We start from the raw sequence: 19,514 nt of genomic DNA, 5'->3' as shown, positions 1-19,514 counted from the left end.
GCATTGTGCGGGCCCCGGGGCGGGTGCAGCTCAAGACGTTACTTCGCCTGCGAGGCCGGAGTCGGGGCCGATGCGGGGGCCGGCGTTGCAGCGGGTGCCGAGGCGCCCGGCACTGCCGAGGCAGCCGGCTTCACCGCGATCGGCGCGGAAGCCGACTGCTCCGGCTTCTCCTGCGCGAGGCGGCGCTCCATCGGCGACTTCGACTCGATCACGGGCTTGCCCTGCAGCTCGTTCATGGCCTGCTGGAGCATGAAGTCGTCGGGCGAGCCGAATTCCACGGGCTTGCGGTTGCGGTCCTTCTCGCGCTGCTCCGGCGTCTTCTTGTCGTTCTGCTCCTCGAGCTGGCGCAGCATGTCCATGCGTTCCTGCTCGCGCAGATCCTGCTCCTTCTTCTCGTTCGGATCCTGCGTGTTGGCGAGGTGGTTCGAGTAGTCCACTTCGCGCGTCACGAGTGCGTCGTCCGGATCGCCGTCCGCGTACTGATCGACCGGGTAGTCAGGACGGATGCCCTTGTTCTGGATCGAGCGGCCCGACGGCGTGTAGTAGTACGCCGTCGTGAGGCGCAGCGCCGTGTCGGCCGTGAGCGGGCGCACCGTCTGCACCGAGCCCTTGCCGAAGGTCGTCTTGCCGACGATCAGCGCGCGCTTCTGGTCCTGCAGCGCGCCCGCCACGATTTCCGAGGCCGACGCCGAGTACGCGTTGGTCAGCACGATCATCGGCACCGTCTTGAACTCGGCGGCTTCGTTCTTCAGCGGGTCGCCGTCGAACGAGGGCAGGCGGTAGTTCTCATAGGTGTCGCGGTAGACCTGCTTCGAGTCCGCAATCTGGCCGTTGGTCGAAACGACCACCGAATCCGGCGGCAGGAACGCGCCCGCTACGCCGACCGCGCTTTGCAGCAGACCGCCGCCGTTGTTGCGCAGGTCGAGAATCAGGCCCTTCAGGTTCGGTTCCTGGCGCGCGATGTCCTGGAGCTTCTGCGCGAGGTCCGGCACCGTGCGCTCCTGGAAGCTCGTGATGCGGATGTACGCGTAGCCCGGCTGCAGGATCTTCGACTTCACGCTCTGCACCTTGATGATGGCGCGCGTGATGGTGAGCGGGAAGGTGCGGTCGTCGGTCTTGCGGAAGATCGTGAGCGTGACCTTCGTGCCCGGGTCGCCGCGCATCTGCTTGACGGCCTGGTCGAGCGTCATGCCGCGCACGGGCTTGTCGTTGATGCGCGTGATCAGGTCGCCCGGGCGGATGCCGGCGCGGAACGCGGGCGTGTCTTCGATCGGGGAAATCACCTTGATCAGGCCGTCTTCCGCCGAAATCTCGATGCCGAGGCCGGCGAAGCGGCCCTTGGTCTGCTCCTGGAGCTCGGCGTAGTCGGTCTTGTCGAGATACGACGAGTGCGGGTCGAGGCTCGACACCATGCCCTTGATCGCGGAGATGAGCAGTTTCTTGTCGTCGACCGGCACGACGTAATCATGCTTGATCTGACCGAACACTTCGGCGAAGAGCCGCAGCTGGTCGAGCGGCAACGGCTCGGTGGTGGTCTGCTGCGCCGAGGCGGACATCTGCAGGGTGGCAAATACGCCGGTCGCGAGGCCAGCGGCAATCAGGCCGATGTTTTTCAGGTTCTTTCGCATAGAGATTGTTGCGTGCGGTCGAAAGGCGCGTGGCAGCGTCCAATGGAAAAGCGACGGACAAGTATAACTGCACACCTGCCGGGGCTGTGCATCATGAACGGAAGATGGCCATTCGACAGCGAAGCGTGTGCCCGGTTCGCATGAAATCGGCCGCAAAGCCTTGCCAGGCATGACGCTGGCGCGGGGCTGGCAGTTTGGACAGGCAAGCGTGCCGCCGGCGCGCCGCGCGTTTCGCGCGATGATCTTCCGGCAGGCAACGGTAAGCGGCAGCAAGAATTGGCAAGAACCGGCGGCAAGAACCGGCCGATGCCGGTCCGTGCCGCCCTGGCGTGCCGCACAGGCGAGGGCGCGTTCAGCCCGCCTTGCCCTGGTTCGCGACGGCGGCCTGGGCCTTCGCGATGGCGTCGGCGTCGCCCAGATAGTAGTGCGTGAGCGGCTTAAGGTTCTCGTCCAGTTCATAGACGAGCGGCACGCCGTTCGGGATGTTCAGGCCGACGATGTCGTCGTCCGAGATGCCGTCGAGGTACTTCACGAGCGCCCGGATCGAGTTGCCGTGGGCGGCGATCACGACCTTCTTGCCCGACTTGATGGCCGGGGCGATCGACTCGTTCCACATGGGCAGCACGCGCGCGACGGTGTCCTTCAGGCATTCGGCGAGCGGCAGCTGCTCGCGCGGCACGCGGGCGTAGCGCGGGTCGTTGTACGACGTGCGCGGGTCCGCCGGATCGAGCGCGGGAGGCGGCGTGTCGTAGCTGCGGCGCCAGACGAGCACCTGCTCGTCGCCGTATTTCGCGGCGGTTTCGGCCTTGTTCAGGCCCGAAAGCGCGCCGTAGTGGCGCTCGTTCAGGCGCCACGAGTGGACGACCGGCAGGTACATCTCGTCCATCTGGTCCTGGACGTGCCAGAGCGTGCGGATGGCGCGCTTGAGCACCGAGGTGTAGGCGATGTCGAACGTATAGCCCGATTCCTTGAGCAGGCGGCCGGCCTGCTGGGCTTCGCGCACGCCCTGTTCGGTGAGGTCGACGTCGACCCAGCCGGTGAAGCGGTTTTCCTTGTTCCACGTCGATTCGCCGTGGCGGATGAGTACGAGTTTGTACATGGGATGCCGGTCGGTAGTGAGGAAGCAGTAATCGGGGACGGGAGAAAAACCAGGCCCGTCCGGGTGGCCTCGCGGGGAATCCGTCGAAGCAGGGCCGCCGTGTCGCGCAAGCGACCCGCGAACCCGGGCTGGGGCGCGCCACCCTCGCGACAAACGGTTATTTTATAATGACCGGATTGTCTGATCTGGATTTCCCACGATTTCTCCGATTTCTCCTTTTCCCGGCGGATTTTCCGTGACGTTCTTTAGCAATTACATCAACCTTGTACTCATCGCGATCGCCCTCATCTCAGGAGGGTTGCTTCTGTGGCCGACCTTGCAGCGCGGCGGCCGTCGCGGCGTTTCCGCCGCCGAGGCCACGCAGCTCATCAACCGCCGCAATGCGGTGGTGATCGACCTGCGTTCCGCAGAGGACTTCGCGAAGGGGCACCTGCCCTCGGCCCGTCATCTCGAATTTGCCGAGCTGCAGGCCAAAGCGGGCCAGTTCGTGAAGAACAAGAGCAATCCGGTGCTGCTGGTCTGCCAGACGGGCCAGCAGTCGCACAAGGCGCAGCGCCTCGTGAAAGATGCCGGTTTTGCCGAAGTCCACGTCCTGGACGGCGGCGTGAACGCCTGGCAACAGGCCGGCATGCCGGTCGTGAAACAAGGAGGTCCGAAGTGAGCAAAGTGGTCATGTACAGCACCCAGGTGTGCCCGTATTGCCAGATGGCCGAACGTCTTTTAAAGTCGCGCGGCGTCGAGCATATCGAGAAGGTGCTGATCGACCGGGACCCGGCCCGTCGCGAGGAAATGATGACCCGCACCGGCCGCAGGACCGTGCCGCAGGTTTTCATCGGCGAGACGCACGTGGGCGGTTATGACGACCTGTCCGCGCTCGACCGCGCCGGCGGCCTGATGCCGCTGCTCGAAAAAGCAGCCTGACGTCCCGAGCGAAGCCGCGGCGCCGCGCCTCGCAAGGTGCGATGCCGCAGGGCTTTGAGCCCGCGCCGGCCTGGTTCGTGTCAGGCCGGCGCGGGCTTGTTCGCATGCAGGGCCGCCGCTGTGCGCGGGGGAAGTACGCGTTGTAATGTAGTTTGCTGCTGCAATCCATTTAATCAGGGAAGCCATTCACCATGTCTGACGAGAACAACCAGCCGTTCTTCAATATCCAGCGCATCTACCTCAAGGACATGTCGCTCGAGCAGCCGAATTCGCCGGCCATCTTCCTTGAGCAGGACATGCCTTCGGTCGAAGTGGAAGTCGATGTCAAGGCCGAGCGCCTCGCCGAATCCGTCTTCGAAATTCTCGTCACCGGCACCGTGACGGCCAAGGTGAAGGACAAGGTTGCGTTCCTGATCGAAGCCAAGCAGGCCGGCATTTTCGACATCCGCAACATCCCCGTCGAACAGCTCGACCCGCTCGTCGGCATTGCGTGCCCGACGATCCTGTTCCCGTACCTGCGCTCGAATATCGCCGACGCGATCACGCGCGCCGGCTTCCCGCCGATCCACCTTGCCGAGATCAACTTCCAGGCGCTCTACGAGCAACGCCTGCAGCAGCTCGCGCAGCAAGACGGCGCCGCGCAAAGCACGGCCACGCACTAACCCCGACCGCCGGTGCGGAGTATCGCAATGAAAGTCGCCGTTCTCGGCGCCGGCGCGTGGGGCACCGCGCTGGCCGGCCATCTGGCCCGCGCCCATGACGACACGGTGCTGTGGGCGCGCGATGCCGCGCTCATCGGCGCCCTCGCCAGCACGCACGAGAATGCCCGCTATCTGGCGGGCGTCTCGCTGCCGCACAATCTTCACTACGAAACGGATCTCGCCGCCGTGCTCGACCATGCTTCGGGCGAGGCGGCGCTCGTCGTCGTCGCAACGCCCGTGGCCGGTATGCGCGGCCTGTTGCGCACGATGCGCGATCTCGGCCGCGTGCCGGCCCACTTCGTCTGGCTCTGCAAGGGCTTCGAAGCCCAGACCCAGCTCATGCCGCATCAGGTGGTGGCGGCGGAGTTGCCCGAGCACGCCAGCAACGGCGTGCTCTCGGGACCGAGCTTTGCGCGCGAGGTGGCCCAGGGGCTGCCTGTCGCGCTGACGGTGGCCAGCACCTCGGCGGCGTGCCGCGAACGCACGCTGGCCGCGTTCCATCACCGGGCCATGCGCATCTACACCGGCGACGACGTGGTCGGCGTCGAAGTGGGCGGCGCGGTCAAGAACGTGCTCGCCATCGCAACCGGCATCGCGGACGGACTCGGCCTCGGCCTGAATGCGCGCGCCGCGCTCATCACGCGCGGGCTCGCCGAGATGTCACGCCTTGGCGTCACGCTGGGCGGCCGGGCGGAGACGTTCACGGGTCTCACCGGCCTCGGCGATCTCATCCTGACGGCCACGGGCGACCTGTCGCGCAACCGCACCGTCGGCGTGCAGCTCGCGAGCGGCCGCACGCTCGACGACATTCTCGGCGCGCTCGGCCATGTCGCCGAAGGCGTGCGCTGCGCGCAGGCCGTGCTGGCCATCGCGCGCGAGCACGGCATCGACATGCCGATTACCGAGGCGGTGTGCGCCGTCCTGTTCGACGGCGTGGCGCCGCGCGACGCCGTGAGCGCATTGCTCAAGCGGGACGCCCGGGCGGAATAGACAAAGCGGGGTCTGGCGGGAGCACCCAGGAAGGAGCTCGACATGCTGACCATCGGAAACTGCCGGATCGAATCGCGCGTGGTGGATATCACCACGCTTAACGTCGATGCGATTGTCAACGCCGCGAATACCTCGCTGCTGGGCGGCGGCGGCGTGGACGGCGCGATACACCGCGCGGCCGGCCCCGACCTGCTGCGCGAGTGCGAAACCCTGAACGGCTGCCCGACCGGCGACGCCAAAATCACGGCCGGCTACCGGCTTGCTGCCCGCCATGTGATCCATACCGTCGGCCCTGTCTGGCATGGCGGCGGCCATGACGAGGCGCGGCTGCTCGCCTCGTGCTACCGCCGCTCGCTCGAATGCGCGCGGGCCGCGGGCGGGCGCAGTATCGCGTTTCCCGCAATCAGTTGCGGGGTCTACCATTTCCCCGCCGACGATGCCGTTGCCATCGCCACGCAAACGGTGATCGACGCGCTGCCGGACTACGCCGGGCTCGAACACGTGATCTTCGCGTGCTTCGACGACGCGATGGACGCGCGCTATCAGCGCGAGTTCGGCAAGCGCTGAGCGAGCGCCGCGGCCCGGTCGAACCTCGGCCGCGCCTTATTCTCCGCCTTCGAATCCCGCCTGGCGCCACGCTTCGAACACGACCACGGCCACCGTGTTCGAGAGGTTCAGGCTGCGATTGCCCGGACGCATGGGCAGGCGCACGCGCTGCTCGTTGGGAAAGCGCGCGAGCACGGCATCGGGCAGGCCGCGCGTTTCGGCGCCGAACACGAACCAGTCGCCGGGCAGGAACGCGTGCGCATGGAAGCGTCCCGAGCCGCGCGTGGTGAAGGCGAACATGCGCGACGGATCGGGCGATTCGGCGGCGAGCAGGGCGTCCCAGTCGCGGTGCACGTGCATTTGCGCGTACTCGTGATAGTCGAGGCCGGCGCGGCGCATCTTCGCGTCGTCGAGCGGAAAGCCGAGCGGCTCGATCAGGTGCAGCCGGGCGCCCGTGTTCGCGCACAGGCGGATCACGTTGCCGGTGTTCGGCGGAATTTCCGGTTCGACGAGAACGACGTTGAACATGATGAACAAGACTCGTTAAGCAGCAGTTAAAGCAAAAAGGCCAAAAGCGGGATCAGTCTCCCGGCGTGCGCAGCGCGACGAAGTTCGTCACGCGCCGCGCGCCGGCGGCTTTGAGCGTATGCGCGAGCGCATCGAGCGTGGCGCCCGAGGTCATCACGTCGTCCACCACGCCGACATGCAGGCCGCGCACCGGCTTCGTCAGCACGAAGGCGCGCGCCACGTTGCGGCGGCGCGTGGCGCGGTCGAGCCGCGACTGCGCCGGCGTATGGAGCACGCGGCGCACGAGCGTCGCATCGGTGCGCGTGCCGAGCGTGCGTCCGAGCGGCCGCGCGATCTGCCATGCCTGGTTGTAGCCGCGCTCGATCAGCCGCTGGCGCGAGAGCGGCACCGGCACGAGCACGTCGGGCCGGTCGGCGGGATCGAGGGCGTCCGCGGCCGCGTGCGCGAGTTGCTGCGCGAAGGTCCGGCCGAGCGCGAGGCGCGCGCGGAATTTCAGGCCGCGCGCGAGCAGGTCGAGCGGCGCGCGATAGTCGCCGAGCGCGAGCGTCGCGTCGAACGCGGGCGGCGCTTCAAGGCACGCTCCGCAGCGGTAGCGCCGGTGCGCCGCCCCGCGCCGTGCGCCGGCGAGCGGCAGTGCGCAGACGGCGCAGCGCAGGCGCGGCTCGTTCCAGCAGGCCGCGTCGCAAGCCACGCACAACGTCGCGCGCGACAAATTGCCGCATAATGAACACAGATTGGGCAGCACGAACTGGGCGAGCCGGGGCCGGGCAAGTGTCATGAGGGTCCGCAGGCTCGGACAGACGCGCAGGCGGATCTGACGGCTTGCGCGACGGGCAGCGGGCGGCGGGACGGACGGCGGCATCGGCGGACGGCGGGCTCGCGTAACTGAAAGGATGGGAGTGAGCGAGTATACTTCGCAGACTTCGCCAATACGACCGACATGTCCCCGTCGCCCTCCAGACCCGGCCGTCCGGCCTATGATTCCCGGCTTCTGCGGCGCATTTTCGACCGCCGCGCCGCGACCTTCGATGAAGTCGCCTTCCTGCCGCGCGAGATCGCCCAGCGCATGCGCGAGCGGCTCGATTACATCAAGATGAGTCCCGCGAGCGTGCTCGACGTGGGCTGCGGCCCGGGCGAGGATCTGCCCGGCCTGCGTCAGCGTTTTCCCGAGGCCCCTGTCTTCGGCGCCGACCTCTCGCACGCCATGCTGCAACGCGCGCTGCATCACGACGCGGGCGACACCAGCTGGCGGCGCTTCCTTCCCGCTTCCATCGGCCGTGCGCTCGGCGCGCGCGGGCCGCGCTTCGCGCAGGCCGACTTCGCCGCGCTGCCGTTCGCGCACGGCGCTTTCGAACTGCTGTGGTCGAACCTTGCGCTGCACTGGCATCCGCGCCCGGACCTCGTGTTCGGCGAATGGCAGCGCGTGCTCAAGGTGAACGGCCTTCTCATGTTCAGCACGCTCGGCCCCGACACGCTCAAGGAGTTGCGCGGCGCATGGGCCGAAGTCGAGGCCGCGCATGGCGTGCCGGCGCGCAAGCACGTGATCGACTTCGTCGATATGCATGACCTTGGCGACATGCTCGTCGAAAACGGTTTCGAGATTCCGGTGATGGACCAGGAGACGATCACCGTCACCTATCGCTCCGCCGCGAAGCTGCTCGCGGACGTGCGCCGCTGGGGCGCCTATCCGTTCGAGCGCAGCGAGCGCGAGGCGCAGGCGGGACCGGTCTCGCGGCGCCTCTATCGCGCGCTGCTCGCCGCGCTCGAAGCGCGCCGCCGCAAGGATGGCAGCGAGAGCGACGCCGAGGGCGGCACGATCCCGCTCACCTTCGAAATCATCTACGGACACGCATGGAAAGCCGTGCCGCGCACGACGGCCGAAGGGCACGGCATCGTCAGGATCGAGGACATCGGGCGCGGCCCGGCAAGGAATCGATGACGTGGGAAGGGGGCTTTCGTTATGCCTGGAATTAGCGACCGAAAAGCGCTCAAAAAGGTCTCTGAAAATCGCGTAAAGCCTTGTCTGGATTGGGTTTTCGGCCGATCTGGCTTTGCTTGTGGGGGCTGGCGGTTCGTGCCTATAATGCGTCAGTTTGTCGCATGGAGGAGACCCAGTCCGTTGCGTCAAGCCCTAACGCCTACAGTGTTATGCGAGGTTGTGCGCGGCGCCGGGCAGCGATAGTCTCGGGTTGTTGCAGTGGTGAGAGGCAGGAGGCAGCGATGCAGACGTCCGATCTGCTGGCGAGTCCCGAGCCGGTCATCAAGGACTGGCTGATGAAGCGCAACTGTTCGGTCTCGCCCAGGCAATTCGTGTACTTCTATGTGTCGCTGGCTTTCGTTTCCGTCACGATCGCCGTCCTGCTGTTGATCAACGGCGCCTGGCTGGTACTGCCGTTCACGGGTATCGATTTGTTGGTGGTGGGTGGCGCCTTCGCCGTCTATGCGCGCCATGCAGTCGATTACGAACGTATCAGGCTGTATCCGAACCGGCTGGTGATCGAACAGGTGAGCGCCGACACGCTCTCTCAGTTCGAACTCAATCCCCGCTGGGTCCGGGTCGAGCCGGGCGCGACCCCACGCGACCCGGTACGTCTCGTGTCCCGCGGCCAGACCGTCGCGGTCGGCTTGCATCTGCCGCAATACCGGCGTGCACAGTTCGCGCGGGAACTGCGTACGTGGCTCGCGCGCGGCGCCTGAGCGGCTCTTGCCGCATCAGGCGTGTGCCTGGCTTCTTTGGCACTCGTCCGTTCGTGCACGATGCGAAACCTTCCTGCGGGGTCGAGGGTTTGAATGGAAATCATGGGTAAGGAAGCGATGAAAACAATCAAGCGAACCCTTTCAGGCGTGCTGGCATGTAGCGGACTCCTGTTCGCCGGCGCGGCCCTTGCGGTAGGAGACAGCCCCGGCGGCCCGGCGGTGAACGAGATCAATTTCCAGCCGCCGGTCACGAAGATCGCCGAGGAACTCTACAACCTCCACATGTTCATGCTGCTGCTGTGCACCGTGATCTTCGTCGGTGTATTCGGCGTCATGTTCTATTCGATCTACGCGCACCGTAAATCGAAAGGCCACCAGGCCGCCCACTTCCACGAAAGCACCACCGTCGAAATCATCTGGACGATCGTGCCGTTCGTCATCGTCGTGCTGATGGCGCTGCCCGCCACCAAGGCCGTGGTCGCGATGAAGGACACCTCCAACGCCGACCTCACCATCAAGGTCACGGGCTACCAGTGGAAATGGGGCTACGACTACGTGAAGGGGTCGGGCGAGGGCATCAACTTCTACTCCACGCTCGCGACGCCGCGCGCCGAAGTGGACGGCGAGCAGCCGATCACCGACACGTATCTGCAGGAAGTCGACAACCCGCTCGTCGTGCCCGTCGACAAGAAGATCCGCATCATCACCACCGCCAACGACGTCGTGCACTCGTGGTACGTGCCCGCGTTCGGCGTGAAGCAGGATGCGATTCCGGGCTTCGTGCGCGACACGTGGTTCAAGGCTGACAAGGTCGGCACCTTCCGCGGCTTCTGTACCGAGCTGTGCGGCAAGGAGCACGCGTTCATGCCGGTCGTGGTCGAGGTGCTCTCCGACGACGACTACGCGAAGTGGGTCGATACGCAGAAGGCGAAGATGGCCGCGGCCAACGACGACCCGAACAAGACCTACACGCTCGCGGAGTTGAAGGAGCGCGGCGAGAAGGTCTACATGTCGAACTGCGCGGTGTGCCACCAGCCGACCGGCAAGGGCGCGGGCGCTTTCCCCGCGCTCGACGGCAGCAAGATCGCCAACGGGCCGATCGCCGCTCACGTGAGCATCGTCCTGCACGGCAAGAACGCCATGCCTTCGTGGGCGCCCACGCTCAACGACGTCGAGATCGCGTCGGTCATCACCTTCGAGCGCAACTCGTGGGGCAACCATACGGGCGACGTGCTGCAGCCGCGCCAGGTGGCCGATGCGCGCAACGGCAAGATGCCCGAAGGCGGCGGCCAGACGGCCGCGGCGGAGGCGCAGGCCAGCGGGGCGCAAGCGGCCGCGGGCGCGAGCGGCGCCGATGCGGCGAGCGGTGCGGCGGCAGCGAGCGGCGGCGACGCATCGTCGGGTGCGGCCGCAAGCGCAGCGACGCTGCCGGCCAGCATCTATTTCGACACCGGCAAGAGCACGCTGCCCGATGACGCGAAGGACGCGATCGCGGCCGCAGCGGACTACGCGAAGGCTCACCCCGACGCGAAGTTCGCGCTCTCGGGCTACACCGATTCGAGCGGCAACGCCGCCACCAACGCCGAACTCGCGAAGCATCGCGCGCAGGCGGTGCGCGACGCGCTGAAGGCGGCGGGCGTTGCCGAAGACCGCATCATTTTGAAGAAGCCGGAAACCATCACGGGCGGCAGCGATGCCAGGGAAGCCCGGCGCGTGGAAATCGGCCCGGCAGCCTGAGGTGCCGTCAAGGGATCAATGAAGTGCCGCCGAGATACGGTGCCGCTGGGTAGTCGATGAGGGGACGCGAAGGCAGTCGTTGCTTTCGCAACTATTTGCATGGGATCGCGCGGGGTGCCGGGGCACAAGGGCGATCGAAGCTTTGCAAGGGAGCGCGGTCGGTGCGCAAGCGCAGCCGCGATCCACAAAGGAGAGAGTCATGTCGAGCATCGGACACGATGTAGCAGGCCACGGTCACGTCCACGGCGAACACGCTCACGAGACGCCCCACGGCTGGCGGCGCTGGCTGTTGGCGACCAACCACAAGGACATCGGGACGCTGTACCTGATCTTCTCGTTCGTGATGTTCCTCTCGGGCGGCGTGATGGCGCTCGCGATCCGTGCCGAGCTGTTCGAACCCGGCCTGCAGATCATGCGGCCCGAGTTCTTCAACCAGCTCACCACCATGCATGGCCTCATCATGGTGTTCGGCGCGATCATGCCGGCCTTCGTGGGCTTCGCGAACTGGATGATCCCGCTGCAGATCGGCGCCCCGGACATGGCCTTCGCGCGCATGAACAACCTCAGCTTCTGGCTGCTGCCGGCCGCGGCCTGCCTGCTGGTCGGCTCGTTCTTCGCGCCGGGCGGCGCGACCGCGGCGGGCTGGACGCTCTACGCGCCGCTCTCCACGCAGATGGGCCCGGGCATGGACTTCGCCATCTTCGCGCTGCACATCATGGGCGCGTCGTCGATCATGGGCGGCATCAACATCGTCGTGACGATCCTGAACCTGCGCGCGCCGGGCATGACGCTCATGAAGATGCCGATGTTCGTGTGGACGTGGCTCATCACCGCCTACCTGCTGATCGCCGTGATGCCGGTGCTCGCGGGTGCGATCACGATGCTGCTGTTCGACCGCCACTTCGGCACGAGCTTCTTCAATGCCGCGGGCGGCGGCGACCCGGTGATGTACCAGCACATCTTCTGGTTCTTCGGGCACCCCGAGGTGTACATCATGATCTTGCCGGCGTTCGGGATCGTTTCGCAGGTGATCCCGGCGTTCTCGCGCAAGCCGCTCTTCGGCTATAGCTCGATGGTGTACGCCACGGCCTCGATCGCCATCCTCTCGTTCATGGTGTGGGCGCACCACATGTTCGCGACCGGCATGCCGGTGACGGGCCAGCTGTTCTTCATGTACGCGACCATGCTGATTGCCGTGCCCACGGGCGTGAAGGTGTTCAACTGGGTCGCCACCATGTGGCGCGGTTCGCTCAGCTTCGAAACGCCGATGCTGTGGGCGGTGGGCTTTCTGATCGTGTTCACGTTCGGCGGCCTCTCGGGCCTGATGCTCGCGATGGCGCCGCTCGACATCCAGTATCACGGCACCTACTTCGTGGTGGCGCACTTCCACTACGTGCTGGTGGCGGGGTCCCTGTTCGCGCTCTTTTCGGGGTGGTACTACTGGGCGCCAAAATGGACCGGCTGGATGTACAACGAGACGCGCGGCAAGATCCACTTCTGGTGTTCGCTGATCTTCTTCAACCTGGCTTTCCTGCCGATGCACTTCGTCGGTCTCGCCGGCATGCCGCGCCGCTATGCGGACTATCCGGCCCAGTTCACCGACTGGAACCAGGTGATCTCGATCGGCGCATTCGGCTTCGGAATTTCTCAGGTGTACTTCCTGTTCTTCGTCGCACTGCCGGCGTATCGCGGCGGCGGCGAACTGGAGAAGGCGGGCGACAAGCCGTGGGACGGCGCGACGGGCCTTGAATGGACCGTGCCGAGCCCGGCGCCGTTCCACACCTTCGAAAATCCGCCGACGGTCGAGTAACGCGCCGCCGGCATCGGGATCGGCTTACCGGCTGCGCCAGAGGCACGCGCGGGCGGAAGGCCGAAACGAAAGAGTGCAGAAGAGTGCAAAAGAGTGCAACGCCACGCGATTCGAGCATGACCCGGAACTCACCCAAAAGACGAACGCCCGCTGAGATCCGTGCGGGCAATCTGCGGCTCGGCCTGATCCTCTTTGCCGTGGTCGCCTTCTTCTTTGCGAGTGCCGTCGTCAAGCAGGTGTATTTCACGGCGCACTGAGCAACGAGCCGGGGTGGCGTGCGAGAAGACCGTTCGAGGAAGTTCGATGTCAACGCATGAGGCGGGCGACCGCGCGCTCAACCGTTCGATGCTCGTCAAGCTCGTCGTCGTGGCGGCGCTGATGTTCGGCTTCGGTTTTGCGCTGGTGCCGATGTACCGCGCGATCTGCGAGGTCACGGGCATCAACAACCTGGTGCAGCGCGACGCGACCGGGCGCGAGGCGCGCAACACGCAGGTAGACATGAGCCGCACGGTGTCGGTGGAGTTCGACGCGAATGCACGCGGGCTCCTTGGGTTCAAGCCGGAGCAGTCGAGTCTCGACGTGCATCCGGGCGAAGTGATGACGGTGATGTACGAGTTGTCGAATCGCGAAGGGCGCGCGGTGACCGCACAGGCGATTCCGAGCTACGCGCCGAAGCAGGCGACCGGGTACTTCCGCAAGATCGAGTGCTTCTGCTTCACGCAGCAGACGCTCAAGGCGGGCGAGGCGCGGCGCATGCCGGTGGTGTTCGTGATCGACCCGAAGCTGCCGAAAGACGTGAAGACGATCACGCTGTCGTACACGTTCTTCGAGCTGAACATGCCGGCGGCGGCGCCGGGCAGGACATGACGCACGAACGCGTGCACGGAGAGGCGACGCCCATGAACGGCCCGGGCCCGAACGGCGAAGGCAGCGGCAAGAAGAAGGGCGGCGTGCTGCCGCTCATCAAGGCGGTGGCGTGGTCGTTTTTCGGCGTGCGCAAGCGCGCGGACCTCGAAGCGGATGCCGCGCAGCTGCACCCCGTCGCGCTGATCGCGGCGGCGCTGATCGGCGCGGCGCTCTTCATCGGCGTGCTGCTGGTGGTCGTGCATCTCGTCGTGAGATGAGGCGCGCACAGATTCGGTAACGGCAGACAGCGGCAGGCAGCGGCAGGCAGCGGCAGACAGCGGCAGACAGCGGCAGACAGCGGCAGACAGCAGGCGGCAACGAAGACAGGCAGCCGGAAACTTTCCGGAGCTACTGGAAACTGGAGAATCAGGCATGAGCGGCCAAAACGATAGCCCGTACTACTTCATTCCGCATCCGTCGCGGCACCCGATCAGCGCGGCCGTCGGTCTTCTCGTCATGCTTGCCTCGCTCGGCTCGTGGATCAACGGCGAGTCGTGGGGGCCGATCGGCGTGCTGGCGGGCCTGCTCTGGCTGCTCTTCACGCTGTGGCACTGGTTCGGCGACGCGATCTCCGAATCCGAGGGCGGCATGTACGGCAAACGCGTGGACGTGTCGTACCGCTGGAGCATGAGCTGGTTCATCTTCTCCGAAGTGATGTTCTTCGGCGCATTCTTCGGCGCGCTGTTCTACGCCCGCGAGATCGCGATGCACCAGCTCGGCAGCCTCGACTACAAGCTGATCTGGCCAGACTTCAGCGCGGTCTGGCCGAACACGGGGCCGGCGCAGCTCGTCTCGCACTTCGCTTCGATGAAGCCCTATCCGGTGCCGACGATCAACACCGCGCTGCTGCTCTCCTCGGGCGCGACGCTCACGGTGTCGCACCACGCGCTGCGCGACAACCATCGCAACAAGGCCATCGCCTGGCTCGCGGCGACCATCTTGCTGGGGCTGTGCTTCCTCTGCCTGCAGGCGTTCGAGTACATCCACGCGTACGGCGAACTGAACCTCACGCTCGCCTCGGGCGTGTACGGCTCGACGTTCTTCCTGCTCACGGGTTTCCACGGCTTTCACGTGTTCCTCGGCGGCACGATGCTCACGGTGGTGCTGGTCCGGCTGATCCGCGGACACTTCACCGCCGAGCATCACTTCGCCTTCGAAGGTGCGGCGTGGTACTGGCACTTCGTGGACGTGGTGTGGCTCGGGCTCTATGTCGTCGTGTACTGGCTGTAGGTTGCAGCGCTTGCGGCACTTGCAGCAACGGGCACGCAGGACGGGATCGAACGCCGCTGCCGACTTTGTCGGCGCGGCGTTTTGCTTATGGAGGCGAGCGCCTAGCGCCCGTAGGGAATGCCGGTGGACTGGATCCAGCCCATCCAGTGCGCGAACAGGATGAAGAGGAACAGCGAGATGGACAGTCCCACGCGCGTAGCGAGCGACCAGACCATCCGCTTCGTCCGGCCGCGGTCGTGCATCATGAAATAGAGCGCGGAAAACAAGCTCGCGATGATCAGCGCGAACGCAATGGGAACGAGAATGTGCATGAAGTTCACGGAATCGGCCATGCCTGAAAACGTCTGTCTCATTATGGCACCGGTTTTCGCGCCGCAGTGGGGTGCGATCGGCGATATCGCCCGTGCCGCCCATACCGGCCGCATTGGACGTGCCCGATGAAGTTTCGTCTCGTTCCCGCTCTGCTGATTCTTGTCGTGATGGCGGTGACGATCCGCCTCGGCTTCTGGCAGCGCGACCGCGCTCATCAGAAAGAAGCGCTCGAGGCCCAGATCGAGCGCTATGAAGCGGCGCCGCCGCAAACCGTGAGCGCGGCGCCGTTGGCGCTCGCAGGCATCCAGTTCCATCGCGTGCGCGCGACCGGGACCTTCATGCCCGATCTCGCCGTCTATCTGGACAATCGGCCCTATAACGACCAGCCCGGTTTTTACGTGGTGATGCCGCTCAAACTGCAGGACGGCGGCTACGTGCTGGTGAACCGCGGCTGGCTGCCGCGCAATATCGCCGAGCGCGACAGGATCGCACCGTATGACACGCCCGCGGGGCCCGTGACCGTGGAAGGCATCGCCCGTGCGGATGCCTCGCGCGCGTTCGAACTCGGTGCGGGCGGCTCTGCGCCGCATCAGAAGATACGGCAGAATCTCGGCGTCGCGTCGTACGCCACGGAAACCGGGCTGCCGCTGCAGCCCTTCGTGATCCAGCAAACGGGCTTCTTGCCGGCCGCGAAAGACGGCCTCGTGCGCGACTGGCCCGCGCCGACCACGGGTGTCGAGCGCAACTACGGCTACATGCTCCAGTGGTGGGGCATGGCCGCCGCGGCCCTCGGTTTCGGGCTTTACGCGGCGCGCCGGGCTGCGACAAAAGCGCGCACCCAGGTACAGGAAAATCCGCCAAAGCAAGCTCAGGCGCAAGACAGTCAGGCACAAGGCAAGCAGGCCCCGAAGGACGCCTGATCATGACGCCCGACGACCGATCGGCACCGCCGCCACGCGTTCAACGAGAGAAAGAGGTTCGAGCAGTGTCCACGCAAACTCCTCCCACCCCGCAAACCGGCCGCAGCGGCGCGCCGCAGCGCGCGTCCCGTCCCACGCCGGCGGGCGGCCGGCCGAAGGGCTCCTGGCAGCGCGGGCGCTGGACCCTGCTGCTCATCGCGCTCATCTGCGCGGCGCCCATCGCGATCTCGTACTTCACGTACTACGTGATCAAGCCGAAAGGCGGCACGACCAGCTACGGCACGCTGATCGAGCCGCAGCGCCCGATTCCCGCGGGCCTCATGGTCACGGGCGAGGACGGCCGCAGTGTGCCGCTCGCCACGCTGCGCGGGCACTGGCTGATGATTTCGGTGGACGGCGGCGCCTGTGGCGAGCCGTGCGTGACCAAGCTTTATTTCATGCGCCAGGTGCGCGCGACCCAGGGCGCGGAACGCGGGCGCGTCGTCACGGTCTGGCTGCGCACCGACGACGTGCCGGTCTCCAGCGTCATCAAGACGGCCTACCCGGACACGCGCATGCTGCGCACCGACCCGGCGGCGCTGGCCCAATGGCTGCCCGCCACGGACACGACCAAGGACACCGATCACATCTACCTCGTCGATCCGAACGGCAACCTGATGATGCGTTTTCCCGAGCACGCCGACCCTTCGAAGATCAGGAGCGACATTTCGAAGCTCCTCAAATGGTCGAGCATCGGGTAAGGTGCCGCGCAAGACTTCATTAGCTGACAGATTCGCTGGAAGATAGGGAATGTTCGTACTGGAACTCGGCCTGATCGGCCTGTGCATTGCGCTGCTGCCGCTCTCGTGGGTGTGGGTGAAGGCCGACGACGACAAGTTCCGCAAGCTCGTCTGGCTCACGACCTTCATGACGCTCGACCTCGTGATGTTCGGCGGCTTCACGCGCCTCACCGATTCGGGCCTCGGCTGCCCGGACTGGCCGGGCTGCTACGGCACGTCTTCGCCGTTCATCGCGCACGCGCAGATCGCGGCCGCGCACGCGCTGATGCCCACCGGCCCCGTCAGCCTGTCGAAGGCGTGGATCGAGATGATTCACCGCTACTTCGCCATGGCGATCGGCGTGCTCATCATCGCGCAGATGGCCATTGCCTGGCGCGCGCGCCTCAAGCGTTTGCCGCTGCACGTCTCGCCCTGGTGGCCCACGGCGCTGCTCGGGCTGATTGTGGTGCAGGGCGTCTTCGGCGCGTGGACCGTGACCATGAAGCTGCAGCCGATCATCGTCACCACGCACCTGCTGCTCGGGCTCACGCTGCTCGGCACGCTCGGCTGGCTCGCGGCGCGCCTCACGCCGCTGTCCGCCTGGGAGCCGGGCGCCGCACGCTGGCGAGCGGCCGCGCTCGCGGCACTCGCGCTACTCGTCGTGCAGATCGCCCTCGGCGGCTGGGTCAGCACCAACTACGCGGTGCTCGCGTGCACCGACTTTCCCACCTGCAACGGCGCCTGGGTCCCGCCGATGGATTTTCATCACGGTTTTCATCTGTGGCGCGCGCTCGGCATGGATGGCAACGGCGACGTCATCACCCAGGACGCGCTGGTGGCGATCCACTGGACGCACCGCACGTTTGCGCTCGTGGTGATCGCATATCTGGTATGGTTCGCCCTCAAGCTTCGGCGCTTCGAGTCGCTGCGGCGTCCCGCCAATGGGGTCCTGATCGTGGTACTGATCCAGTTCCTCACCGGGCTCTCGAACATCGTGCTGCAGTGGCCGCTGGCCATTGCGGTGGCGCATAACGGCGGGGCCGCGATCCTGCTGCTTCTCGTCGTCATGCTAAACTTTCGAATTGCTTATAGCCGCCCCGGCCGCGCCCTTGTCCCCACGCGCGACGCCGCGCCGGCGTGACCCGTCCCTATGGAAAGTACAACCCTCTCCCATCCCCCGGGCAGCCGGATTTCCCAGTACGTCGCGCTCACGAAGCCGCGCGTTACCCAGCTGGCGGTGTTTTGCGCGGTGATCGGCATGTTCCTCGCCGTGCCCGGCATGGTGCCCTGGAAGGTGCTGGTCGGCGGCACCGTCGGCATCTGGCTCACGGCCGGCGCCGCCTTCGCCATCAACTGTCTCGTCGAGCAGAAGATCGACGCGAAGATGCGCCGCACCGCGTGGCGCCCGTCCGCGCGCGGCGAGATCACGAGCATCCAGATCCTGCTGTTTTCGCTCGTGCTGGGCGGCGTAGGCATGTGGACGCTCTACGCCTTCACCAACGCGCTCACGATGTGGCTCACGTTTGCCACGTTCATCGGCTACGCGATCATCTACACGCTGCTGCTCAAGCCCAACACGCCGCAGAACATCGTGATCGGCGGCGCGTCGGGCGCCATGCCGCCCGCGCTCGGCTGGGCCGCCGTCACGGGCCACGTGCCCGGCGACGCCTGGATTCTCGTGCTCATCATCTTCGTCTGGACGCCGCCGCACTTCTGGTCGCTCGCGCTGTACCGCCGCGAAGACTACAAGAAAGCCGGCCTGCCGATGCTGCCGAACACGCACGGCGAAGCCTATACGCGCCTGTGCATCCTGCTCTATACGGTGGTGCTCTTCGTCGTCACGCTCATGCCGTTCATCTCGGGCATGAGCGGCCTGCTCTATCTCGTGACGGCCGTGGTGCTCGGCGCGGTGTTCCTCGCCTACGCGTGGAAAATCTATCGCGAGTACTCCGATGAGCTCGCGCGGAAGACTTTCCGCTACTCGATCGTTTATCTCTCGCTGCTCTTCGTGGCGCTGCTCGTCGATCACTACGTCCACGCCCTGATCGCAGCCTGAAGCGTCCGCCCGGCAAACCCTTACGCGCCGTGACCCACATGATCCGTCAAACGCTTGCACGCATCGGGCGCACCACGCTCGTTGCGCTCGCCACGGTCTGCGCCCTCGGCGGCACCGCGCTCGTCGCGGGCTGCGGCCAGCAGGCGCCGTCCTTCACGAACCTCGACATCACCGGCAACACGCAGTTCGGCAAGGACTTCTCGCTGCCCGACACCCGCGGCACGATGCGCTCGCTCGCCGACTACAAGGGCAAGGTGGTGGTGCTGTTCTTCGGCTACACGCACTGCCCGGACGTGTGCCCCACCACGCTGGCGGAGCTCTCGCAGGCGCTCCAGCAGATCGGCCCCGCTGCCGCGAAGCGCGTTCAGGTGGTGTTCGTCACCGTCGATCCCGAGCGCGACACGGCTCAGATCCTGAGCCAGTACGTGGCGGCGTTCAACCCGACCTTCATCGCGCTGCGCCCGGCCGACGAGGCCCAGCTCAAGCAGGTCACGAAGGACTTCCGCGTCTACTACGCGAAGGTGCCCGGCAGCACGCCCGACAACTACACGATGGATCACACCGCCGCGAGCTACGTGTTCGACACGACCGGCAAGCTGCGGCTCTTCGCCCGCGACGGGCAGGGCGTGACGCCCTGGGTTCACGACCTGAAGCTGCTGCTGGGCTGACTCGCGC

24 protein-coding genes are annotated in these 19,514 nt (G+C 66.1%); 19 read left to right on the top strand and 5 right to left on the bottom strand.

All coding sequences use genetic code 11. The annotated features are described in order from the left end of the window. Window positions 1-38: 38 nt before the first annotated feature. Window positions 39-1,628 (bottom strand): S41 family peptidase, encoded by a 1,590-nt coding sequence (locus tag BFE01S_RS24170; RefSeq protein WP_028227724.1) that lies wholly within the window; start codon window positions 1,626-1,628, stop codon window positions 39-41. A gap of 352 nt (window positions 1,629-1,980) precedes the next feature. After that, window positions 1,981-2,727 carry a 2,3-diphosphoglycerate-dependent phosphoglycerate mutase gene (gene gpmA / locus BFE01S_RS24165; RefSeq protein WP_028227723.1) on the bottom strand — a complete coding sequence of 249 codons (747 nt, stop codon included), beginning with the start codon at window positions 2,725-2,727 and terminating at the stop codon, window positions 1,981-1,983. A gap of 235 nt (window positions 2,728-2,962) precedes the next feature. On the opposite strand from gpmA, the gene BFE01S_RS24160 reads away from it, so the two are divergent. The 5 genes from BFE01S_RS24160 to BFE01S_RS24140 all read left to right on the top strand — a co-directional run bounded on the left by BFE01S_RS24160 (window position 2,963) and on the right by BFE01S_RS24140 (window position 5,906). Next, window positions 2,963-3,388 carry a rhodanese-like domain-containing protein gene (locus BFE01S_RS24160; protein WP_028227722.1) on the top strand — a complete coding sequence of 142 codons (426 nt, stop codon included), beginning with the start codon at window positions 2,963-2,965 and terminating at the stop codon, window positions 3,386-3,388. Beyond that, a complete protein-coding gene (gene grxC, locus BFE01S_RS24155; protein ID WP_028227721.1) occupies window positions 3,385-3,648 on the top strand; it encodes a glutaredoxin 3 in 264 nt (87 codons plus the stop codon). Before BFE01S_RS24160 ends, grxC begins: the two co-directional genes overlap by 4 nt. A gap of 191 nt (window positions 3,649-3,839) precedes the next feature. Further along, the gene (gene secB / locus BFE01S_RS24150; protein WP_028227720.1) at window positions 3,840-4,310 is read left to right on the top strand and encodes a protein-export chaperone SecB; all 471 of its coding nucleotides are present in this window, start codon (window positions 3,840-3,842) and stop codon (window positions 4,308-4,310) included. A gap of 27 nt (window positions 4,311-4,337) precedes the next feature. Next, entirely contained in the window at window positions 4,338-5,339 is a 1,002-nt protein-coding gene (locus BFE01S_RS24145) for an NAD(P)H-dependent glycerol-3-phosphate dehydrogenase (protein WP_028227719.1), read from the top strand. A gap of 42 nt (window positions 5,340-5,381) precedes the next feature. Beyond that, a complete protein-coding gene (locus tag BFE01S_RS24140; protein WP_028227718.1) occupies window positions 5,382-5,906 on the top strand; it encodes an O-acetyl-ADP-ribose deacetylase in 525 nt (174 codons plus the stop codon). A gap of 36 nt (window positions 5,907-5,942) precedes the next feature. Here BFE01S_RS24140 and trmL read toward each other — a convergent pair whose 3' ends face one another. Next, on the bottom strand, window positions 5,943-6,413 hold the full coding sequence (trmL, locus tag BFE01S_RS24135) for a tRNA (uridine(34)/cytosine(34)/5-carboxymethylaminomethyluridine(34)-2'-O)-methyltransferase TrmL (protein WP_028227717.1): 471 nt from the start codon (window positions 6,411-6,413) through the stop codon (window positions 5,943-5,945). 52 nt (window positions 6,414-6,465) lie between these two features. Next, on the bottom strand, window positions 6,466-7,191 hold the full coding sequence (locus tag BFE01S_RS24130) for a ComF family protein (protein WP_156967136.1): 726 nt from the start codon (window positions 7,189-7,191) through the stop codon (window positions 6,466-6,468). A 162-nt stretch (window positions 7,192-7,353) separates the two neighbouring features. Here BFE01S_RS24130 and BFE01S_RS24125 point away from each other — a divergent pair, with 162 nt between their 5' ends. From BFE01S_RS24125 to BFE01S_RS24090, 8 genes are all read left to right on the top strand, one after another. Continuing rightward, the gene (locus BFE01S_RS24125; RefSeq protein WP_028227715.1) at window positions 7,354-8,352 is read left to right on the top strand and encodes a methyltransferase domain-containing protein; all 999 of its coding nucleotides are present in this window, start codon (window positions 7,354-7,356) and stop codon (window positions 8,350-8,352) included. 281 nt (window positions 8,353-8,633) lie between these two features. Then, entirely contained in the window at window positions 8,634-9,110 is a 477-nt protein-coding gene (locus BFE01S_RS24120) for a DUF2244 domain-containing protein (protein WP_028227714.1), read from the top strand. Between the two features lie 93 nt (window positions 9,111-9,203). Then, window positions 9,204-10,847 carry a cytochrome c oxidase subunit II gene (gene coxB, locus BFE01S_RS24115; RefSeq protein ID WP_028227713.1) on the top strand — a complete coding sequence of 548 codons (1,644 nt, stop codon included), beginning with the start codon at window positions 9,204-9,206 and terminating at the stop codon, window positions 10,845-10,847. Between the two features lie 199 nt (window positions 10,848-11,046). Then, a complete protein-coding gene (gene ctaD / locus BFE01S_RS24110; RefSeq protein WP_028227712.1) occupies window positions 11,047-12,657 on the top strand; it encodes a cytochrome c oxidase subunit I in 1,611 nt (536 codons plus the stop codon). 116 nt (window positions 12,658-12,773) lie between these two features. Continuing rightward, window positions 12,774-12,914, top strand: a complete 141-nt coding sequence (locus BFE01S_RS44535) for a cytochrome oxidase small assembly protein (protein WP_042338385.1) — start codon at window positions 12,774-12,776, stop codon at window positions 12,912-12,914. 46 nt (window positions 12,915-12,960) lie between these two features. Next, window positions 12,961-13,524, top strand: coding sequence for a cytochrome c oxidase assembly protein (locus BFE01S_RS24100; RefSeq protein ID WP_028227711.1), 564 nt, complete (start codon window positions 12,961-12,963; stop codon window positions 13,522-13,524). Between the two features lie 32 nt (window positions 13,525-13,556). Further along, window positions 13,557-13,781 carry a DUF2970 domain-containing protein gene (locus tag BFE01S_RS24095; RefSeq protein WP_084170127.1) on the top strand — a complete coding sequence of 75 codons (225 nt, stop codon included), beginning with the start codon at window positions 13,557-13,559 and terminating at the stop codon, window positions 13,779-13,781. Between the two features lie 154 nt (window positions 13,782-13,935). Continuing rightward, window positions 13,936-14,793, top strand: a complete 858-nt coding sequence (locus BFE01S_RS24090; RefSeq protein WP_028227709.1) for a cytochrome c oxidase subunit 3 — start codon at window positions 13,936-13,938, stop codon at window positions 14,791-14,793. A 101-nt stretch (window positions 14,794-14,894) separates the two neighbouring features. On the opposite strand, the gene BFE01S_RS24085 is transcribed toward BFE01S_RS24090, so the two are convergent. Beyond that, window positions 14,895-15,104 (bottom strand): twin transmembrane helix small protein, encoded by a 210-nt coding sequence (locus tag BFE01S_RS24085; RefSeq protein WP_027795959.1) that lies wholly within the window; start codon window positions 15,102-15,104, stop codon window positions 14,895-14,897. Between BFE01S_RS24085 and BFE01S_RS46285 the strand changes: the two genes are divergently transcribed. The 6 genes from BFE01S_RS46285 (at window position 15,103) to BFE01S_RS24060 (ending at window position 19,507) form a co-directional block, all read left to right on the top strand. Further along, window positions 15,103-15,234, top strand: a complete 132-nt coding sequence (locus BFE01S_RS46285) for a hypothetical protein (protein ID WP_281177410.1) — start codon at window positions 15,103-15,105, stop codon at window positions 15,232-15,234. The genes BFE01S_RS24085 and BFE01S_RS46285 overlap by 2 nt on opposite strands. Next, window positions 15,231-16,025, top strand: a complete 795-nt coding sequence (locus BFE01S_RS39910; protein ID WP_042338384.1) for an SURF1 family protein — start codon at window positions 15,231-15,233, stop codon at window positions 16,023-16,025. Before BFE01S_RS46285 ends, BFE01S_RS39910 begins: the two co-directional genes overlap by 4 nt. A gap of 65 nt (window positions 16,026-16,090) precedes the next feature. Further along, entirely contained in the window at window positions 16,091-16,765 is a 675-nt protein-coding gene (locus tag BFE01S_RS24075) for an SCO family protein (RefSeq protein ID WP_028227708.1), read from the top strand. A gap of 49 nt (window positions 16,766-16,814) precedes the next feature. Beyond that, window positions 16,815-17,924, top strand: coding sequence for a COX15/CtaA family protein (locus BFE01S_RS24070; RefSeq protein ID WP_028227707.1), 1,110 nt, complete (start codon window positions 16,815-16,817; stop codon window positions 17,922-17,924). Between the two features lie 9 nt (window positions 17,925-17,933). Beyond that, the gene (cyoE, locus tag BFE01S_RS24065) at window positions 17,934-18,839 is read left to right on the top strand and encodes a heme o synthase (RefSeq protein ID WP_028227706.1); all 906 of its coding nucleotides are present in this window, start codon (window positions 17,934-17,936) and stop codon (window positions 18,837-18,839) included. 38 nt (window positions 18,840-18,877) lie between these two features. Next, window positions 18,878-19,507 carry an SCO family protein gene (locus BFE01S_RS24060; RefSeq protein ID WP_028227705.1) on the top strand — a complete coding sequence of 210 codons (630 nt, stop codon included), beginning with the start codon at window positions 18,878-18,880 and terminating at the stop codon, window positions 19,505-19,507. Window positions 19,508-19,514: the final 7 nt, after the last annotated feature.

The sequence above is a fragment of the Paraburkholderia ferrariae NBRC 106233 genome (assembly GCF_000685035.1).
In the GTDB taxonomy this organism is placed as follows: Bacteria; Pseudomonadota; Gammaproteobacteria; order Burkholderiales; family Burkholderiaceae; genus Paraburkholderia; species Paraburkholderia ferrariae.
Note: the sequence above shows the minus strand (reverse complement) of the source record. Positions and strands in the feature narration are given on the sequence as shown.

What these genes read in the sequence shown, in the direction of transcription:
- BFE01S_RS24170 (WP_028227724.1), bottom strand. Translation starts at nt 1,628, where the DNA reads ATGCGAAAGAACCTGAAAAACATCGGCCTGATTGCCGCTGGCCTCGCG.
- BFE01S_RS24090 (WP_028227709.1), top strand. Translation starts at nt 13,936, where the DNA reads ATGAGCGGCCAAAACGATAGCCCGTACTACTTCATTCCGCATCCGTCG.
- gpmA (WP_028227723.1), bottom strand. Translation starts at nt 2,727, where the DNA reads ATGTACAAACTCGTACTCATCCGCCACGGCGAATCGACGTGGAACAAG.
- coxB (WP_028227713.1), top strand. Translation starts at nt 9,204, where the DNA reads ATGGAAATCATGGGTAAGGAAGCGATGAAAACAATCAAGCGAACCCTT.
- ctaD (WP_028227712.1), top strand. Translation starts at nt 11,047, where the DNA reads ATGTCGAGCATCGGACACGATGTAGCAGGCCACGGTCACGTCCACGGC.
- BFE01S_RS24145 (WP_028227719.1), top strand. Translation starts at nt 4,338, where the DNA reads ATGAAAGTCGCCGTTCTCGGCGCCGGCGCGTGGGGCACCGCGCTGGCC.
- cyoE (WP_028227706.1), top strand. Translation starts at nt 17,934, where the DNA reads ATGGAAAGTACAACCCTCTCCCATCCCCCGGGCAGCCGGATTTCCCAG.
- BFE01S_RS24140 (WP_028227718.1), top strand. Translation starts at nt 5,382, where the DNA reads ATGCTGACCATCGGAAACTGCCGGATCGAATCGCGCGTGGTGGATATC.
- BFE01S_RS24070 (WP_028227707.1), top strand. Translation starts at nt 16,815, where the DNA reads ATGTTCGTACTGGAACTCGGCCTGATCGGCCTGTGCATTGCGCTGCTG.
- BFE01S_RS24130 (WP_156967136.1), bottom strand. Translation starts at nt 7,191, where the DNA reads ATGACACTTGCCCGGCCCCGGCTCGCCCAGTTCGTGCTGCCCAATCTG.
- BFE01S_RS24085 (WP_027795959.1), bottom strand. Translation starts at nt 15,104, where the DNA reads ATGCACATTCTCGTTCCCATTGCGTTCGCGCTGATCATCGCGAGCTTG.
- BFE01S_RS44535 (WP_042338385.1), top strand. Translation starts at nt 12,774, where the DNA reads ATGACCCGGAACTCACCCAAAAGACGAACGCCCGCTGAGATCCGTGCG.
- trmL (WP_028227717.1), bottom strand. Translation starts at nt 6,413, where the DNA reads ATGTTCAACGTCGTTCTCGTCGAACCGGAAATTCCGCCGAACACCGGC.
- BFE01S_RS24095 (WP_084170127.1), top strand. Translation starts at nt 13,557, where the DNA reads ATGAACGGCCCGGGCCCGAACGGCGAAGGCAGCGGCAAGAAGAAGGGC.
- BFE01S_RS39910 (WP_042338384.1), top strand. Translation starts at nt 15,231, where the DNA reads ATGAAGTTTCGTCTCGTTCCCGCTCTGCTGATTCTTGTCGTGATGGCG.
- BFE01S_RS24120 (WP_028227714.1), top strand. Translation starts at nt 8,634, where the DNA reads ATGCAGACGTCCGATCTGCTGGCGAGTCCCGAGCCGGTCATCAAGGAC.
- BFE01S_RS24125 (WP_028227715.1), top strand. Translation starts at nt 7,354, where the DNA reads ATGTCCCCGTCGCCCTCCAGACCCGGCCGTCCGGCCTATGATTCCCGG.
- secB (WP_028227720.1), top strand. Translation starts at nt 3,840, where the DNA reads ATGTCTGACGAGAACAACCAGCCGTTCTTCAATATCCAGCGCATCTAC.
- BFE01S_RS46285 (WP_281177410.1), top strand. Translation starts at nt 15,103, where the DNA reads ATGAAGTTCACGGAATCGGCCATGCCTGAAAACGTCTGTCTCATTATG.
- BFE01S_RS24100 (WP_028227711.1), top strand. Translation starts at nt 12,961, where the DNA reads ATGTCAACGCATGAGGCGGGCGACCGCGCGCTCAACCGTTCGATGCTC.
- BFE01S_RS24060 (WP_028227705.1), top strand. Translation starts at nt 18,878, where the DNA reads ATGATCCGTCAAACGCTTGCACGCATCGGGCGCACCACGCTCGTTGCG.